This is a genomic window from Achromobacter sp. Root565, from assembly GCF_001427425.1.
Lineage (GTDB): Bacteria > Pseudomonadota > Gammaproteobacteria > Burkholderiales > Burkholderiaceae_B > Achromobacter > Achromobacter spanius_D.
Map to the genome: position 1 here is coordinate 1916064 of NZ_LMGO01000001.1, position 17610 is coordinate 1933673.

A 17610-nucleotide genomic window follows, 5' to 3' on the forward strand; every position below is an offset into this window, starting at 1 on the left:
GCTCCTGTCAGAAGAAAAACCAGGAGGCGGAAACGACAAACCCGCCTCTTGGCGGGTTTGTGTAGCGATGTCCGGTAAACGCGCTAACCCACCATCAAACCGATGGTGGCAATAATCAGGGCGGAAGGCGCGTGGGTCCGAGACATGTTGCGCAGCTTGCTCCGATGCTTGCGGCTTGTCAAACCCGCATCCCGCATTGCATGAAAAGCGCGCATGAAAAACGGCGCCGGAAAGCCTCAGGCTCTCCGGCGCCGTTTGCCTCCCGCCCATACCCCGGCGGGAGTCGATCACGACATCGTCACATCACTGCGCGCGCACCGGCTGCGGCGCGGCGCCGATGTCCTTGCGCACCTTGGCCACGTCGGACGCGCTGACTGCCGCGCCCTTGTTGCCCCAGCTCGACCGAACGAAGCTCACCACGTCGGCGACTTCCTTGTCGGTCATGCGCCAGTCGAAACCCGGCATCGCGTACGCGGTGGGGGCCGACGCCGTGCCCGGCATCTGGGCGCCCTTGAGCACGATGTGGATCAACGACGCCGGATCAGCCGAGTTGACCGTCGAGCTCAGCGCGAGCTGCGGGAACGTCTCGGTGTAGCCCTTGCCCGTGCTGCGATGGCAAGCCGCGCAGTTGTTCAGGAAGGCCATGGCGCCGTCGCTCTTGTCCTTGCCGGTGCGCAGCGCATTCGCCACGGACTCGTCATAGGCCAGCGGCTTGGTGGCGTCCTTGTTCACCGGCGGCAGACTCTTCAGGTACACCGCGATGGCATTCAGGTCGTCGTCGGTCAGGTGCTGCGTGCTTTCCTCGACCACTTGCGCCATGCCGCCGAACGCCGCCGAATGACCGTTGCGGCCGGACTTCAGGAAGGTCGTGATGTCTTCCTTGGTCCAGGCGCCCAGGCCGTCGGTCGCGTCGCCGCGCAGGTTCTTGGCCAGCCAGCCTTCGACCACGCCGCCCGACAGGAAGGCCGAGCCGTCCGCGTCGGTCAGCGCCTTTTCCTGCAAGGCCACGCCGCGCGGCGTGTGGCAGGTGCTGCAATGGCCCAGGCCCTCAACGAGGTATCGGCCGCGCAGCAGCGCCTGCTTGTCGGCGCCGCTGGCGTCGATGGTGACCGGCGCCGTGACGACGTCGGGCGCAAACACCCAACGCCACACCGTCAACGGCCAGCGCATCGACATCGGCCAGACAATGTCCGTGTCCTTGTTTTCCTGCTTCACGGGCTCGACGCCGTGCATGAAGTAGGCGTACAGGGCCTTCACATCGTCGGGGGTGACGTTGGCGTAGGCGGTGTAAGGCATGGCCGGATACAACGAATGTCCGTCCTTGGCCACGCCGTGGCGCACGGCCCGGTCGAAGTCCTCGTACGAATAATTGCCGATGCCCGTTTCCTTATCCGGCGTGATGTTCGTCGAATAGATCATGCCCAGCGGCGAATCGATACCCAACCCACCGGCAAAGGGCTTGCCGCCCGACGCCGTGTGGCAGGCGATACAGTCGCCGGCGCGCGACAGGTACTCGCCCTGCTTGATCATCTGCGCGTCGGTCGATGCGGGCGTGCCGCCGGCCGCGAACGCGGCGCTGGCAACCAGGGCCGAGAGGGCCGCAACAATGGAGTGCTTGATCATTGTTCCGTCTCCTTAAGCCTGAACCAGCGGGCCGGGGTTCTTCAGGTACTGCTCGCGGATCGCCTGGGCAGACCAGTAGGCCAGCGCGCCGACCAGACCGGTCGGGTTGTAGCCCATGTTCTGCGGGAACACGCAGGCGCCCATCACAAACACGTTCGGCACGTCCCAGCTTTGCAGGTACTTGTTGACCACGCTTTCCTTGGGGTTGGAGCCCATGATGGCGCCGCCCGTGTTGTGCGTGCTCTGGTAGACGCGCGTGTCGTAGCGCGCGCCCTTCTTGCGCACGGCTACGAAGTGCTTTTCAGGATTCATGGCCTTGGCCACGGTCTCCATGCGCTTGCCCATGTAGCCCAGCATGTCGAACTCGTTGTCGTGCCAGTCGAACGTCATGCGCAGGAGCGGCTGGCCATAGGCGTCCTTGTAGGTCGGATCGAGGGACAGGTAGGCGTCGCGGTACGACATCACCGAGCCGGAAATGCCGATCGTCATGAAGCGCTGATAGGCGTCCTGCACGCCCGCCTTCCAGGCCGTGCCCCACGTCGGGGTGCCCGGCGTCGTCGGCGTCTGCTTGATGGGACGGCCGCCGTAGCGCACGTGGCGGATGCTGGCGCCGCCCACAAAGCCCAGCGGGCCGTGGTCGAACTGGTCGCCGTTCAGGTCGTCCATGCCCACACCGCCCGCGCCGGTGCCGACGAAGGGGTTCAGTTGCGTGCCCTTGGGCAGCAGCACGTTGACCGCGCCGTTCATCTGGTACGCGTAGTTCTTGCCGACCACGCCTTCGTTGGTCTTCGGGTCATACGGCTTGCCGATGCCCGACAGCAGCAGAAGACGCACGTTGTGCATCTGGTACGCCGACAGGATCACCAGATCCGCGGGCTGATCGACCTCGTTGCCGTCTGCGTCGATGTACGTCACGCCCACTGCCTTCTTGCCGGTCGAATCCAGATTGACCTTGATGACCTGCGCACGCGTGCGCAGCTCGAAATTCGGCTTCTTCAGCAGCACCGGCAGAATGGTGGTCTGCGGCGAGGCCTTCGAATACATGTAGCAGCCGTAGTTCTCGCAGAAGCCACAGAAATTGCAGGGGCCAAGGCGCACGCCGTACGGGTTGGTGTACGGGCCCGATGCGTTGGCGGCCGGCGTGGGATACGGATTGAAGCCGACTTCGCGCGCGGCCTTGTCGAACAGCGAGGCGCCGTAGGTCGTGGCCAGCGGCGGCAGCGGGAATTCCTTGCTGCGCTTGCCTTCCAGCGGATTACCGCCTTCGACGATCTTGCCGTTCAGGTTGCCGGCCTTGCCCGACGTACCGCACACGTGTTCGAACTTCGAGAAATACGGCTCCAGCTCGTCGTACGTCACGCCGAAATCCTGGATCGTCATGCCTTCCGGAATGAACTTCTTGCCATAGCGCGTTTCGTAGCGCGTGCGCAGTTCCAGCTCTTCGGGCAGCACGCGGTAGTGCATGCCGTTCCAGTGAAAGCCCGCGCCGCCCACGCCCGTGCCCAACAGGAACGAGCCATTCTGGCGGTACGGCACGGCCACGTCGTCCACGCCGTGGCGGATCGTCACGGTTTCCTTGGACAGGTCCTGGAACAGATAACCGCGCACCGAATATTTCAGTTCGTCGATCACCTTGGGGTACTCGGCGTCCTTGGGCGTGTCCTGCATGCCGCCGCGCTCCAGCGCCAGCACTTGCAGGCCCGCTTCGGTCAGCTCCTGGCCCAGGATCGCGCCGGTCCAGCCGAATCCGACCAGCACCGCATCAACTTTGTCTTTCTTGATCGCCATGATTTAACCCTTCTCCCCAGAGATCGACACGGGGCCATAGGGGTACTTCACGTTGGGCTGGTCGACCCAGTCCATGAAATCGGCGCGCGCGCCGGGAAAGCCCACCATCTTCCAGCCCACCATGTTCTTGTTGCCGCCGTAAATCGGATCGGCAAAGAAACCTTCCTTGGTGTTGGCCAGCAGGAAGCTGAAGAACGTCTTGGACGGCACGGATTCGAACGCGATCTTGCCCGACTGCAGATCCTTCAGGATCTGTTCCTGCAGGGCCTTGTCCAGTTCGGCGTATGCCTTGCCGTGCGTCTTCACGCACCAGGCATCACAGGCCTCGATGCCGTTGCGATAGACCTGGCGGGGATTCTGGTCGAGCTGGTAGCCCAGTTCCGGCACCTGGTCGGTGTGGAACGGCCCGTCCATGTACCACAGCTTGCCGTGGCCAAAGGGCGTTTCCATCTGACGGTCGATGAACTCGGGCACGCCGGCCACGATCGCGCCAGGGCCGTACTCGTCGGCGGGAATCAGGTGATCCACCGCGGCAACGATGAAGGCCCATTCGGCCTTGGTGAAATAGGTGGGTTCGTAGGGCTTGGCCGACTTTGCGGCATTGCCGTCGGCGGCGTTGGTACAGCCGACGGTCAGGCCGCCGATCGCCAGCGTCGACGCTGGCACAATGGCCATCGTTTGCAGAAACCGCCGGCGCGGCTGTGCGTCATCAGTCATGGACATCTCCGTGATTACTCCAAGTTGTCCTAGCGCGCTACCGAACATGAAACCTGGAAACACGAACTGCCCGAGCTAGTGACAACACGCTCTTTTCTTGCTCAAAATCAACACTGCTCTTTGAAAAGGGACGTAAGAGCAGGTGTCGGCATTATGCGCTTCTGATCCGCTCGTTCGACCGTATCAGATGGAATTTCTTGACGTGGGAAAGTCTTTTGCATTAAGGACAACGTAAGAAGCCCGCGAATGCGGGCTTTTCTGACAACAAGGTGAATGGATTCGGTATATTTGCGCGGCAATGCGCGTGCATGAACGCCGAGGCAACGGTCCTGTCGGCGGCCCCTGCAACCCATGACAGATCCCACATGAGCGACAACACAAAGACCTGGCGCAGTTCGACGATCACCCGAAGCTGGAGTTCCACAACGGACCTCACGCCCGAGCAGCGCGCGCAAATCGAAGCCCTGCTGGACGGCGGAATGGATGGCGTGGCGGTCAGTGAATCGTGGCGCTATTCAGGCACCGAAAACGGCGAGACGTTCAACGTCCAGATCGACGATGGCGCCGTCACCGTGAACGGACGCCGCTACGCAAGCCTGGACGAAGTGCCCCGCGCAGAGCGCGAACGCATCGAGGCCCTGCGCAATGGCCAGGCCATGACGGGCCTGTGGGACATGCTGCGCGGCGCGGGCTTGGACAGCAAGGACTTGAGCGGCCTGATGCCCGATCGGCAGGCCCGGCCCGTGTTCACCATCGAGACCGAATCACCCGACGCGGCGGCGATCCCGTCGCCACGCGCTTCGACTGAAGGTTTTGAGGCCGGCCCGGCGCCAGGCGCCGTTCCCGCACGCGGCGGCCTGCGCAAGACACTTATGATCGGCATCGTGATCGGATTGGCGCTGTGGGTGGCACAGGCGCTGAAGCTTTTCTGAGGGGCGTGGGGATGGCGCAGCGGCGACGAATCACCATGCGCCCGGTTTACCGCGACGGATCGAGACCATTCACTAGAATTTGGTCAAGGCAAACCAGATTAAACCGATATACGCCGACAGCGTGAGCGTCTTGAGCCACTCGCTTATGTCAAGCTGCACAATTAGCCAACCACCACCGATCAGGATCGCGGCGATCAACAGCCAGAGGAACGGCGCACAGACTGCACCAGCCGCAACCCAACGAGCGTGCTCCCTCTGCACCGGAAGTTTGGGAGAAAGCACGAAGCTGCCATCGAGCACGAATTCGGCGATTGAATCCCAGCTATTTTCGTCCAGCGCAGCGCTGTGCCCGCCTGAGACATATCGATTGGGTGGCGGTAGCTGATATAGACCCGGTTCCTGCTTGCTAAAACCATAGTGACCCGCGCCGCCCACGTCCTGCCACTGTATCCGCTGCATCGCATTCGGAAAGAACGCGACCACCCAATCTGCGCTGGCCGTGAAACTGAGAACCTTTTCCACCCTGGCATTGCGGATCAACGACGGCCAGTCCTGGTCAGTCCGTAAGACACTCCCGGCCAGGACAACATGCTTGAAGGACACAGCAGGGTAGTCCTTCATGGCCTTCGCCAGTAGATAGGTGCCATGACTGTGGCCGATGTAAGAGAGACGAGCGTTTGGAAACCGCGCCTTGGCCTCTGTGACTCGGTCCATCAACCATTCGACCTTGGCCTGTCTAGCGCCAGGCCGCAAGAACGACAAAAGCGGAAAGTACCCATAGGTGGACGTTTCCAGAGCAACCTTCCTGGAGTTCTTGGAGCTGGCCGCGTGAGCGGCAACCCGTTGACCAATTTTCTCCGTCCAATACCCTAGGTCCCGAATGCCGTGCATCACAAAAACGACGTCGCTGACTTCCGGATCCGAAGGCGGAATCTCCGCAATCGCCAAAGGCACCATCCCTGATTCGCCTCGTTGGTCCAAAAGCGCACGCTGGAATACCTTCTTGCGCTCCGCGCCCACCGCCCCATGCTCGCGGCCCATGAACACAACCGAAGCATGACCTGAGCGGGGAACCTCCAAGTAGCTGAAATCACTACCGGTCACAGGATCGATGTTCGCGCTTGGCGGCACGAGATCATCCTGCGTTCCCAACAACTGGACAACGTGCGCGAGCGGCCGACCTTGAGCTTGCATGCGCTCTCGCAACGCCAGCCACTGCAGACGTAACTGGGTAATGAAAGGGGCACCCTGATGCGCCGACATCACGATGAAGGGCCGCCCCCCAAACGCCTGTATCAACCGCCCCGCGACGAGCCCGACGCTCATCGCAACACCGCGGTGCAGCGACATGTGATGCGACACGCGCCAGCCACGATTCATACCTGCCAACAGTACGATCATGTGGATCGCCATTCCCCAGGGTCTAGCGCACGCCAGAGACTTTGCAGCATCGCGACCCAAGGCCTGAGCCAACCCGCCCTCGAACGGCGCCTCTTGGATTTCTCCCATCGCAACCACGTACAGTTTGCGTGCGTAGAGGCTGCCCATGCTGTGGCCCACCAACAAGACCTTTTCGTAGGGCCGCCCCTCAGACTGCTTCAAGTTCCAAATGTGGTCCATCTGAAGCACAACTTTTGCCAGAACGGCCGTCGGATCCTCTCGAGACAAGACTCTGAATGGCAAATCGGGGACGAACACGTCGGTATCTGCGCCATCTGGTGTTTCCCGCAATGCTGCTATCAACGAATGCATCGTGGCGGAGGTCTCACTAAGACCGTGGAAAAAAACGGCCAAATAACGGCTGCCTCCTGACCGGTTGATGCAGGCGCTATCACTCGCCATCATGGATCCTCCGTTTTAGAAGCCGCCTCCGCACCGCGCTCGGACAGACAGCCGCACCCGCTCCTTGGCCACATCGAACTGCAACAGCACACATGCCGTCCATGGTTTCCCGCAGGCGCGCGACACAAACCGGGATACTAAGACTGCAGGCAAGGCTTCGCATCCTCCAATTCGAGTATGTCGGGGAAGCCGATTTGGCCCAAAAAACCTGAACATGAGAGTAACGGCCGCATATTGACTGCTCATGACCGCCATCGCCAGACAAGCGTGATGCGAATGGACACAGCGGATCGTTAGCGAACGCGTCGCGCAGGCCGCACATGACGCCTTTGCCAACTGCCGTCGGCACCACCATAGGTCCGCTTTGGTGGTGGCGCACGCAGAAGACTGTTTACCCAGCTTCATGATGCCTGACGGTGTATTCATGGACGCACATCGACGCGGTCCCCTCGGCGTCAGCGACCGCCACCAAGGTCTTACGCTGACGACACGCAGCATCGAACGCAACCAGGCGCAAACTGCGGCCACCACCTTTCTCCACTTACCGCATGGAGCCAGGTGCGCAACGCATCTTGTTCTGCTGCTTGCTGGGCGAGTTCTTGTGTGCGAGCAGCCCCGCTCCGCGTGAGTTCAATCGCCGCTCGCGTAATACCCTAGGAACATTCCCACGGCCGAATCCGCCACGCTTTCGCGTTCTGCCTTTTTCAATGGCGGCTGCCCCAGCGTGACCTGCGGCCAGAACGCAAAGCCCTTCACCAGCCCTTCCAGTTGGTGGCCCGCAAAGCCCGGGTCGACTGCTTTCAGGCGTCCATCGGCGATCGCCGCCTGAATCCACGCCGTCACCCCACTGCCCTTCTCGTCCATCCTGCACACGATGTCCTGCGCACGGTCCGGCGAATGAATGATTTCCGCCATGGCGACGCGCGCCAGATCAATGAAGCTGGCGTCGCCCAGCAACTCCAACTTCTGCATCAACAACTGACGCAATTGCTGCGCCAGCGGAAGATCGGGCCGGTAGGCCATGTCGACGCTCGCAGCACTGCTGGCCCACAACTGCTCCAGCATCAGCGCGAACAGCGCTTCCTTGCTCGGGAAATGGTTGTAGACCGTGCGTTTGGACACGCCCGCGGCCTGGGCAATGCGGTCCATGCTGGTCGCCTCAAACCCGGCAGTGCGAAATTCCTCCACCGCGGCGCGCACGATGTCCTCGCGCTTGCGGTCGGTCAGGCGCGTGGACGGACGTTGCTTAGCGGAATCAGAGGCTGTTGTCGGCATGGGCGAAATTCTACACCGGGCGGTATACTTTTTCGATTTTGGAAACTACACTGTGCAGTGTAATTTTTGGCGCGATCAGCTTCCGGCCGACGCGCCATTTCCAAACCTCATGGGAAAAACCCGCCGTGACCGCCCTCACCGCCTGCAACCGCCGCGCCTTGCCCCTTTATCCGCAATCCCCCCAGCAGCGCGACGGACGTTTCAGCAATCCGCGTCCGCGCCCCGCCATGGGCTTCTGGAAGGGCGTCAAGCTCGCCTGGACTGTCCTCTTTGCCAAGCCACGCGGCACGGTTCCCGAGATCGCCATCCCCGTGCGCACCCTGGACCGCGCAGCCCTGGAAGCCGCGCCGGACCGCAGCCTTTACCGGCTTGGACACTCCACCATCCTCATGAAACTGCGCGGCCGCTTCTGGCTGACCGACCCGGTCTTCTCAGAACGCGCTTCGCCCGTGCAATGGGCCGGCCCCGCGCGCTTTCATGCGCCGCCCATCAGCATCGACGACCTGCCTCCAATCGCAGGCGTCATCCTGTCCCACAACCATTACGACCACCTGGACCGCGCCGCCGTCGCAAAGCTTGCGGACAAGACCACCCGCTTTATCGCGCCGCTGGGCGTCGGCGACCAACTGGTGGCCTGGGGCATCGACCCCGCCCGCGTCGAGCAACTGGACTGGTGGCAGTCCACCGAGGTCGACGGCCTGCGCCTGACCGCCACACCCGCCCAGCACTTCTCCGGCCGCGGCCTCACCGACAGCGACCGCAGCCTGTGGGCCTCGTGGGTCATCCAGGACGCCGACCTGCGGGTCTTTTTCAGCGGCGACAGCGGCTACTTCGACGGCTTCAAGGCCATCGGCGACGCCTTTGGCCCGTTCGACCTGACCCTCATGGAAACCGGCGCGTACGACGAGCGCTGGGCCTTCGTCCACATGCAGCCCGAAGAAACCCTTCAGGCGCACCTGGACCTGCGCGGCGGCTGGCTGCTGCCAATCCACAACGGCACGTTCGACCTGGCGCTGCATCCGTGGGAGCAGCCGTTCGAACGCATCTCGGCACTGGCGCGGGAACGGGGCGTCGATCTGGCCACACCGGTCATGGGAGAGCGCGTCGATATCGAGGCGCCGCAAGCCGGCACGGCATGGTGGCGCGGCGGCCAAGCGCAGCCGTAAACGCGGGCATGCCCGGCCGCACAAGCCGGGCCAGCCGACGGCGGCGGTCCAGTACAATTCGCGTTTGGCGACGTTGTGATCGCCCATCTGTCTGGACCCCAAGCATGTTGCGTCTGTCTGAAATCAAGCTGCCGTTGAACCACACGCCCGAGGAACTGCCCGCGGCAATCCTCAAGAAGCTGGGCATTCCCGCCAGCGACCTGAACGGCTACACCATCTTCCTGCGCAGCTACGACGCGCGCAAAAAGCACAACATCCTGCTCATCTACACGCTGGATGTCGACGTCGCCAACGAAGCCGCGCTGCTCCAGCGCTTTCACGACGACCGCAACGTCAAGCCGTCTCCGGACACCGAGTACAAGTTCGTCGCCCAGGCACCCTCCACGCTCAACAAGCGCCCCATCGTCATCGGCACCGGCCCCTGTGGTCTCTTCGCCGGCCTGGTCCTGGCGCAAATGGGCTTCAAGCCCATCATCCTGGAACGCGGCAAGGCCGTGCGCGAGCGCACCAAGGACACGTGGGGCCTCTGGCGCAAGCGCATCCTGAACCCGGACTCCAACGTCCAGTTCGGCGAAGGCGGCGCGGGCACGTTCTCGGACGGCAAGCTCTATAGCCAGATCAAGGACCCCAAGCACTACGGCGAAAAGGTCCTCAAGGAATTCGTCCTGGCCGGCGCGCCCGAGGAAATCCTCTACGTCAGCAAGCCCCACATCGGCACGTTCCGCCTGGTCGGCATGGTCGAAGTCATGCGCGACACCATCACCAAGCTGGGCGGCGAAGTCCGCTTCTCCAGCCGGGTTGAAACGCTGCACCGCGAGAACGGCAACGTCACCGGCGTCACGCTGGCAAACGGCGAGCACATCGAAGCCGATCATGTCGCCCTTGCCATCGGCCACAGCGCGCGCGACACGTTCCAGATGCTGCTCGACCAGGGCGTGTACATGGAAGCCAAGCCCTTCTCCATCGGCTTCCGGATCGAACACCCGCAGTCCCTGATCGACCGCGCGCGCTTCGGCCCCAACGCCGGCCACCCGATCCTGGGCGCCGCCGATTACAAACTGGTCCATCACGCCAGCAACGGCCGCTCCGTTTACAGCTTCTGTATGTGCCCGGGCGGCACGGTCGTCGCGGCCACGTCCGAACCCAACCGCGTCGTCACCAACGGCATGAGCCAGTATTCGCGCAACGAACGCAATGCCAACGCCGGCATCGTTGTGGGGATTTCGCCTGAGGTCGACTATCCGGAGCACGTGCTGGCCGGTGTCGACTTTCAGCGCAAGTGGGAATCGCAGGCTTTCGAGCTGGGCGGACGCAACTACAGCGCGCCGGGGCAGTTGGTTGGCGACTTTCTGCAAGGAAAAGCCTCGTCGGAATTCGGTTCCGTGCAGCCGTCCTATACGCCCGGCGTCCACCTGACCGACCTGGCCACCGCCCTGCCCGACTTCGCCATCACCGCCATTCGCGAGGCATTGCCGGCCTTCGACAAGACCATCAAGGGCTTCAACATGCCCGATGCCGTGCTGACGGGCGTGGAAACGCGGACGTCTTCACCTATCCGCATCAAGCGCGATAACGAGACGCTGGAAAGCATCAACACGCAGGGCTTGTTTCCCGCGGGTGAAGGCGCCGGTTATGCGGGCGGGATTTTGTCGGCGGGGGTGGATGGGATCAAGATTGCCGAGGCCGTGGCGCTGAGCATCATGGGCCGTCAGGGATAAGGGATCAGGGATAAACGCAGATCAGCCTGACGCCCAGCGCATTCGTCGGGCGTCAGGGGCGATCACAAATCCGCCGCGTCCCGCAGATCCACCCCATCCAGGTCCGCAGCGCATAGCGCGTCGTACATCACCCGGTCGCAAACCGGGTCGATCGACATCTGCGTCTGGCAAAAAATGTGCGCATCGCCGATGCGTTCCTCTCGAAAGACGAGATTGGCGCCGCCCAGGATGCTGTAGTACAGCTCGTCTTCGCCGGTCAGGAAATTCCGGTCGTACTTTTTCTTGACCCGCGACGCTTCCACATCCAGCGCGTCGAGCGTGCGCATCACGTTGCAGAAATAATATTGGGGCCCCGGCGAGCCGTCGGCCTGCGTGTAGTCGCAAGCGCTGAATACAAAGGCCTCGGGATCGACCGATTCGAATACCTGCTTCAACGGCTCCGAGACGATCCAGATGCCGGACCACTGCTCGAATTGCCGAGGCGCCCCGCCCTGTTCCGGCACATGGACGATGTGCGGCCGTTCGCAGTACTGCGAAGGATCGCCGTCGGGCGGGTCCATCGTGTACATCCCGGGCCGAATCAGCTTTTCCTCGTTGGCGATTACAAGGCCCGGGCCAATGCCGTCGCGCCAAATGCCCGCGCCGAGGACGAAGTATTTTCCCTTCTGCGATTCAAACGTCATCACGTGAGCATTCTCCGGGACAGATCCAAGGCTCACCATCGTAACGCCAACGCGCTTATTCAGACGGCCGCGTCTGCGTCAGCCCCGTGGGCGGCCCATCAATTGCCGTCCACCCCGCATCCACCGCCAGGCTGCTGCCCGAGATATAGCTCGCGGCATCCGACGCCAGAAATGCCACCGCAGCGCCCACCTCGGACGGCTGTCCCCACCGGTTCAGCACGGTGTGGCCAGCGTAGGTGTTGTAGATCTCGGGACGTTCCTTCAGCGGCTCGGTCAGACGGGTCTCGATGATGCTCGGCATCACCGCATTGACGCGCACGCCATAGCCGCCGACCTCGGCCGCAAACGCTTTCACCATCTGTTCGATGCCGGCCTTCGTGGCCGCGTAAATGCCCAGCCCGGGCTCGATCGTCACGGCGCGCATCGACGAACACAGGATCATGCTGCCCGCGCCCTGCTTCATCATCGGCCGGCCGAAGTGGCGCATGAAGTGAAACGCGCCGCGCAGGTTCAGGTTCACCACCTGGTCGAACTCGTCTTCCGTGTAATCGACGATCAACTTGCGGATGTTCAGCGCCGGCGTCGCAACCGCGATGTCGATCCTTTTTTGCTCGTCCAGAACTCTAGCGGCCAACTGCGCGATGGACTCGCCGCTGGCGGCATCGGTCTGCATCCAGCCGGCCGCGCCGCCGCCGTCGATGATCTGCTGCGCGGTGGCCTGCGCGCCGTTCTCATCGCGGTCAGCGCACATCACGTAGGCGCCCATCGCACCCAGCGCGTGCGCGGATGCTTGGCCAATGCCGAAAGCCGCACCGAGTACGACCGCGATCTTGCCTTGAAGACTGAATAGTTGGGGGTAGTTGGTCATGAAGCTTCGATGAAGATTGTTATGGATACGAGTCGCACGCCGTAACGATCCGGCTGGCGCAAGGCCCCGACGCTTGGCTATTATCCTTGCATGATCCAAGCCCCGCCCCTTGCAATCGCGACGCAGCTCGAGGACGCCAGACGCCTCATCGAACGCCATCTCGGAACCCGCCTTGCCGCCATCCATCTGTTCGGCTCCGCCGTCGACGGCGGGTTGCAACCTCACAGCGATATCGACCTGCTCGTCACCGTGACTGAGTCGCCCGACGCGGGCACGCTCCGTGCGTTGGCGATAGAACTGCTGACGGTCTCCGCGCCACCGGGCCAGTCGCCCAGTTTGCGCGCACTTGAAGTCACCGTGATGACGCTTCAGCATGTCGTGCCTTGGCGCCACCCGGCCCGCCGCGAACTGCAGTTTGGCGAATGGCTACGCGAGGATTTGCTGGCGGGCATCGTGGAGCCGCCCATGCAAGACCACGACCTCGCCATCGTTCTGACAAAGGTGTTGGGCCACAGCATCCCGGTCGTCGGCCCGCCCGCCGACCAGCTTTTTGAAGCCGTGCCGCGCCAAGATCTGACGCGTGCGCTGCTCGACACGGTTGCCCAGTGGAACCAGCCGGAGGACTGGGCGGACGACGAGCGGAACATCATCCTGGCGCTGGCGCGCATCTGGTACACGGCTGTGACGAGAGAAATCGCTTCGAAGGCGGACGCGGCGGCGTGGCTGCTGGCGCGGATCGAACCGCAGTATCGGCCGATCCTCAGTCACGCGCGGGCGATTTATCTTGGGCAGGCGCCGGACGATTTGGCGCAGCGGCATGCGATTGAAACCGAGGCGTTCATCCTTCACGCACGCCGAATCATCGAGGGTCTTTGCCCCGCCCACTGACGGCGAAACCGGCGCATGACATTCATTGCGCCTTGCGTCATCGGGAGTCCAGCTGGCCGCTGGCATTACTGCTGAAGCGCAGGGCGGGTGCAAGCAACACGGCGTGCCGCCTGCCCCCTATGCTTGGTGCGGCGACTGCCAAACCTGCACATCAAGTCGCAGATTCGGAAGTCGGCCGGTTACTGCTGCGACGAACCGATCTGCAGAATCGAAGCGTCGCGCTGCATATAGCGGTTCATGATCTGGCTAAGAATCGGGTTGCCCGCATTCTCAGCTTTCGGAGCAGTCAGGCCGACGACTGCCGCGCATAGCTTGCCCGCCTGAACGGTCCGACCCTTCACATCGGCCCGCACCGCCGCCGCCATGCCCTGCTTCCACGCAGCGCCAACACCATCGACCGCCTGCTGGGCGACGGCGCAATCTGCGTACGTCAGAGCAATCACAACCGCCGGCACATCCTTGACCTGCACATCCGCAATGATGCCCGCAAAGTAAGGCGGAATGCCGCGCCCGCTGGACGCCGCGGCCGCCTGAAGCTTCTGCTTCGCGCTATCCAGATCGCCGGGCGAACCCGACAACACCTTCGCCGGATCTACCCCTTGCAGACCAAACACCGGCGAGATGACGGCCGCTTGCACGATCTTCCCCCCATCCGCAGGCACGGCTTCCTTCAACCCGGCCACGGCGGCCGCCACGATCTCGCTGTCCGCAACGGACGGCGCGGTCTGAGACAGCGTCTTCATTCCCGTCGGCCCTGCCGCCTGCACCAACGCCGTATCAAGCGGCAAGACAAACGTCGGCATGCCCATCGTGCCCCGCCATGGCTGCTGCCCGGTGGCCTTGGTCAGATCGGGCTTATTGGGCTCACCGTTCGCCATCAGGCCGGCCACATCGCCACTTACCGGTTTGAACTCGGCCTGCATCAAGCGATCCACAAACTTCGTCGTGGCTTGTTTGTCCTTCAGCCCCCAGTAGGTGACATTGCTGGGCGACTGGCCAAATCCGGCGAAGTAGGACAACTCGTCGAAAGGGATATGCGCGCTATCGGACCACTTATCCAGACCGTGGCCAATGGATTGAAGCGGAGTGATCGCCTGGGCAATGGACAAACGACGCATGGCGTCAGCTGTGGGCCCGGACTTTTCAAGGCCACGCCACGCCTGCACGTCCAGGAAAGATATCTGTATCGCTTCAGGGGCGCTCAGCACCACCTGCGGTACTTGCTTCAAGGCCTGCTGCAAGGTTTGCGTGCTGTCCGGTGCAGCCAACGACGTACCACTAATAGTCATCAAACCAAGTGCAAGGGCCTTTAAGCGCATCCGATATCTCCTGTTGGTTGTTACCTAAATGAGATCGGGCAGTATATCAATGGTCTGGCACCAATAAAAAAGCCTACGTTTGCACAGCCTTGCAAGAGACACTCACTTCCCTAGAAATCGAGATCAGGCCAAATTCGCCTGCCATCGATCGGTGAAAAGCGTTGTCGCGAATCTGCTACCAACCCCGGAATAGATCACGATAAAAACGGATCCTGCCCGTTAATGAACGTTACCCATTGTAGTATTTAGGTTCCCGGCGGCGTTATTGCTCCGCCCCTTACGTGCGAATGGACCACCGGCATGGGTTTGGTTCATGTTTCCGAAACAGAGCGCGCTTGATGCGAGCCATATCATCCTGAGCCGAACACCGTTATGTCAGTAATTGATGGAACCACCGCAGACATCCATACGAAGTTGCTGCAAAGCCGCCAAGAATTATTAGACATTGGGCTCCGCAATAACCTGATCAGCGCCAGAAAAACAAGCAAAACAATTACTGTTCAGTCGGCAGTGGCAGAGTCCCTACTAGTTGCTTTGGTGGATAACCAAAAGACACTCACGTTCCGCGCAACTGGAACCAGCCGACACAGCGCTCAAGACGCCGCAGATTCTCAAGCCCAGACGGCGGCGGCAGCGGCTGCTCCGCGTGGCGGCTCCAGCGACGAGGCTACCGACAGCAATGTTGAACTTCTAGAATCGAAGCCGTCCAACAGCTCCCCCGCACTTGCAGACGCACAACCCTTCCCGAACCACCAATCCAAAGCGGTTGGTCATCGCGCTCACGAACTGCAAGTGGCCAGCACCGAAGATTCGCTTTCTCTTCAACTCTTGAAAATTCGCGCTGACGCGCAGGCGTTCGTTGAAGAGCAAGGCGCAAATCTTCTGTTCCTTGCTATCGGATTTCTTCATTGGTACGAGAGCGATTCTTCAAAAGACCCGAGGCGCGCGCCCCTGGTATTGGTACCGTGCAACTTAGTGCGTAAATCTGCCCAAGAGACGTTCCACCTGGAGCCTACCGGTGATGACATTCAAGTGAATATGTCACTAGCCGCCAAGCTCCGGACTGATTTCGGCATCACCTTGCCAACACCCGATGCCGAGGCCGAATCGGATGCCGCTGCATGGCTGGAATATTTCGGAGCCGTAGAGCGCGTTGTGGCCCGTCAGCCGCGCTGGCGCGTGTGCGCCAATGAAGTGATGCTCGGGTTCTTTTCTTTCGGCAAGTTTCTCATGTACAAGGACCTGGATCCCGAAACATGGCCTAAGGAAAAGCAACCAAGCGACCACCCGTGGTTCGCCGCCTGATCGGCGAGGGATTCGCAGGAGACTCCGCGGCGTATCACGAGGACGTGCACATTGACGAGGTGATCACACCGGGTGAAGTGCATTTCGTCAAGGATGCGGACAGCAGTCAAACTCAGGCCATTCTCGAGGTGCGTGAGGGGCGCAATCTCGTGATTCAAGGACCTCCCGGGACAGGAAAATCTCAGACTATCAGCAACTAGTTGAGCTGGCGGATATGGCCGCAATGAATCCGGTCGCATCGCGAAGGAATTCGGACCGCTGAATCGAGACGGTGGACATCGTCGGCTTAACGTACTTATTACACGTGCCAAAATGGCCATGACTGTGTTTAGCAACTTCCGTGCTGACGAGCTCGAACTTGACGCAGGCGCCAAACATGGCGTGCGCGCATTGAAGAATTTGCTCAAGTACGCCGAAACGCGTGAACTGGAATGCAGCGTAGAAACCGGGAAAGCGACGGATTCCCCATTTGAAGACCAGGTTATGCGCGCCCTTCAGGAACGGGGCTACAGCGTCGAACCCCAGGTTGGCACCGCCGGTTACTTCATCGACCTTGCTGTGCGCGACCCTGAGCTTCCTGGGCGCTACTTGCTGGCAATAGAGTGCGATGGCGCGGCTTATCACAGTGCGAAATCAGCTCGAGACCGAGATCGCCTTCGCCAAGGAGTCCTCGAGGGCCTGGGATGGCGCTTCCATCGTATTTGGAGTACGGACTGGTTCCGAAATGCGGGACACGAGACGGACCGCGTCATAGACGCAATCAAAGCGGCCCAAGCGTCGTTCGAAGCAGCGGCTGAATCTGCCCAATTGCCTAAGGCGTCGTCGCCCGAGCGGACTGAAGCGTCTGCAAGGATTGAACTCGATCGAGAAGCTGCTGACCTGTCAGAAGCGAGCCTCCGCGCCACTCGGTACGTCTCGGTCGAACTGCCCGTGCAAAAGGACGGCAACGACATCGCATCCGCGCCGCTGAACACCCTTCGTGAATTGGTAACGGCCGTTGTTGATGGTGAGGCGCCTGTAAGCGTAGAGATCATCGGTCGTCGGCTCATGGCTGCATTCGGCGTCAGCAGGGCCGGGGCGAGAGTTGTTGCCCGCATCAAGGATGCGGTGGATGCCTCGATGACCGAGCATGCTTATGTGCTGCAGGACGAAGGATTTATCATTCGGCCCGAGCAGTTGGATGGAAGCGTCCCAATTACGGTCCGAGATAGATCATCATTGCCGACAGCTGAGCGGAAGATTGAACTGATTGCTCCTGAGGAAATTCGAGCTGCTTTGGTTCAGACGACATTGCTTGCGTTTTCAATATCGTCCGCACACCTGATCGCTGAAGTGGCTCGGCAGCTAGGATTTAACCGCGCAAGTGCGAATATCACGGCCCGGATCGAAGCACAGTTAGGTGTGCTTTTGGCAAGACAGACGCTAAGCCCCATCGACGACGGACGAATAGCCATTGCACAACCGGGATGAACTCGGGGTGTTTTTC

Annotated in this window: 14 protein-coding genes; 6 read left to right on the forward strand and 8 right to left on the reverse strand. The window is 61.5% G+C overall.

The genetic code is table 11. From position 1 onward, the window contains the following. Window positions 1-303: 303 nt before the first annotated feature. The 3 genes from ASD71_RS08565 to ASD71_RS08575 are packed head-to-tail and all read right to left on the reverse strand — an operon-like array spanning window position 304 to window position 4128. Entirely contained in the window at window positions 304-1623 is a 1320-nt protein-coding gene (locus tag ASD71_RS08565; RefSeq protein ID WP_056562004.1) for a cytochrome c, read from the reverse strand. Between the two features lie 12 nt (window positions 1624-1635). After that, the gene (locus ASD71_RS08570; RefSeq protein WP_056562007.1) at window positions 1636-3411 is read right to left on the reverse strand and encodes a GMC family oxidoreductase; all 1776 of its coding nucleotides are present in this window, start codon (window positions 3409-3411) and stop codon (window positions 1636-1638) included. A 3-nt stretch (window positions 3412-3414) separates the two neighbouring features. Further along, a complete protein-coding gene (locus ASD71_RS08575; RefSeq protein ID WP_056562009.1) occupies window positions 3415-4128 on the reverse strand; it encodes a gluconate 2-dehydrogenase subunit 3 family protein in 714 nt (237 codons plus the stop codon). 365 nt (window positions 4129-4493) lie between these two features. On the opposite strand from ASD71_RS08575, the gene ASD71_RS08580 reads away from it, so the two are divergent. Then, window positions 4494-5060 (forward strand): hypothetical protein, encoded by a 567-nt coding sequence (locus ASD71_RS08580; RefSeq protein ID WP_056562012.1) that lies wholly within the window; start codon window positions 4494-4496, stop codon window positions 5058-5060. A 72-nt stretch (window positions 5061-5132) separates the two neighbouring features. Here the strand turns inward: ASD71_RS08580 and ASD71_RS08585 are convergent, their stop codons facing one another. Both ASD71_RS08585 and ASD71_RS08590 read right to left on the reverse strand, forming a co-directional pair. Next, on the reverse strand, window positions 5133-6905 hold the full coding sequence (locus tag ASD71_RS08585; protein WP_056562016.1) for a triacylglycerol lipase: 1773 nt from the start codon (window positions 6903-6905) through the stop codon (window positions 5133-5135). Between the two features lie 627 nt (window positions 6906-7532). Further along, window positions 7533-8177, reverse strand: coding sequence for a TetR/AcrR family transcriptional regulator (locus tag ASD71_RS08590; protein ID WP_056562019.1), 645 nt, complete (start codon window positions 8175-8177; stop codon window positions 7533-7535). Window positions 8178-8302: 125 nt separating this feature from the next. Between ASD71_RS08590 and ASD71_RS08595 the strand changes: the two genes are divergently transcribed. Next, window positions 8303-9343: an MBL fold metallo-hydrolase gene (locus tag ASD71_RS08595; RefSeq protein WP_082578831.1), complete on the forward strand. Its 1041-nt coding sequence runs from the start codon at window positions 8303-8305 to the stop codon at window positions 9341-9343. Between the two features lie 104 nt (window positions 9344-9447). Further along, window positions 9448-11061: an NAD(P)/FAD-dependent oxidoreductase gene (locus ASD71_RS08600; protein ID WP_056562022.1), complete on the forward strand. Its 1614-nt coding sequence runs from the start codon at window positions 9448-9450 to the stop codon at window positions 11059-11061. A 62-nt stretch (window positions 11062-11123) separates the two neighbouring features. On the opposite strand, the gene ASD71_RS08605 is transcribed toward ASD71_RS08600, so the two are convergent. Next, the gene (locus tag ASD71_RS08605; RefSeq protein WP_235512179.1) at window positions 11124-11744 is read right to left on the reverse strand and encodes an imm11 family protein; all 621 of its coding nucleotides are present in this window, start codon (window positions 11742-11744) and stop codon (window positions 11124-11126) included. A gap of 55 nt (window positions 11745-11799) precedes the next feature. Continuing rightward, window positions 11800-12612, reverse strand: a complete 813-nt coding sequence (locus tag ASD71_RS08610; RefSeq protein ID WP_056562028.1) for an SDR family NAD(P)-dependent oxidoreductase — start codon at window positions 12610-12612, stop codon at window positions 11800-11802. 90 nt (window positions 12613-12702) lie between these two features. On the opposite strand from ASD71_RS08610, the gene ASD71_RS08615 reads away from it, so the two are divergent. Beyond that, on the forward strand, window positions 12703-13500 hold the full coding sequence (locus ASD71_RS08615) for an aminoglycoside adenylyltransferase family protein (RefSeq protein ID WP_056562029.1): 798 nt from the start codon (window positions 12703-12705) through the stop codon (window positions 13498-13500). Window positions 13501-13679: 179 nt separating this feature from the next. On the opposite strand, the gene ASD71_RS08620 is transcribed toward ASD71_RS08615, so the two are convergent. After that, window positions 13680-14819, reverse strand: a complete 1140-nt coding sequence (locus ASD71_RS08620) for a hypothetical protein (RefSeq protein WP_056562035.1) — start codon at window positions 14817-14819, stop codon at window positions 13680-13682. Window positions 14820-15191: 372 nt separating this feature from the next. On the opposite strand from ASD71_RS08620, the gene ASD71_RS27930 reads away from it, so the two are divergent. Together ASD71_RS27930 and ASD71_RS27935 are read left to right on the forward strand one after the other, a co-directional pair. Then, on the forward strand, window positions 15192-16124 hold the full coding sequence (locus ASD71_RS27930; protein ID WP_156395102.1) for a DUF4011 domain-containing protein: 933 nt from the start codon (window positions 15192-15194) through the stop codon (window positions 16122-16124). A 318-nt stretch (window positions 16125-16442) separates the two neighbouring features. Beyond that, the gene (locus ASD71_RS27935; RefSeq protein WP_056562045.1) at window positions 16443-17594 is read left to right on the forward strand and encodes a DUF3320 domain-containing protein; all 1152 of its coding nucleotides are present in this window, start codon (window positions 16443-16445) and stop codon (window positions 17592-17594) included. Window positions 17595-17610: the final 16 nt, after the last annotated feature.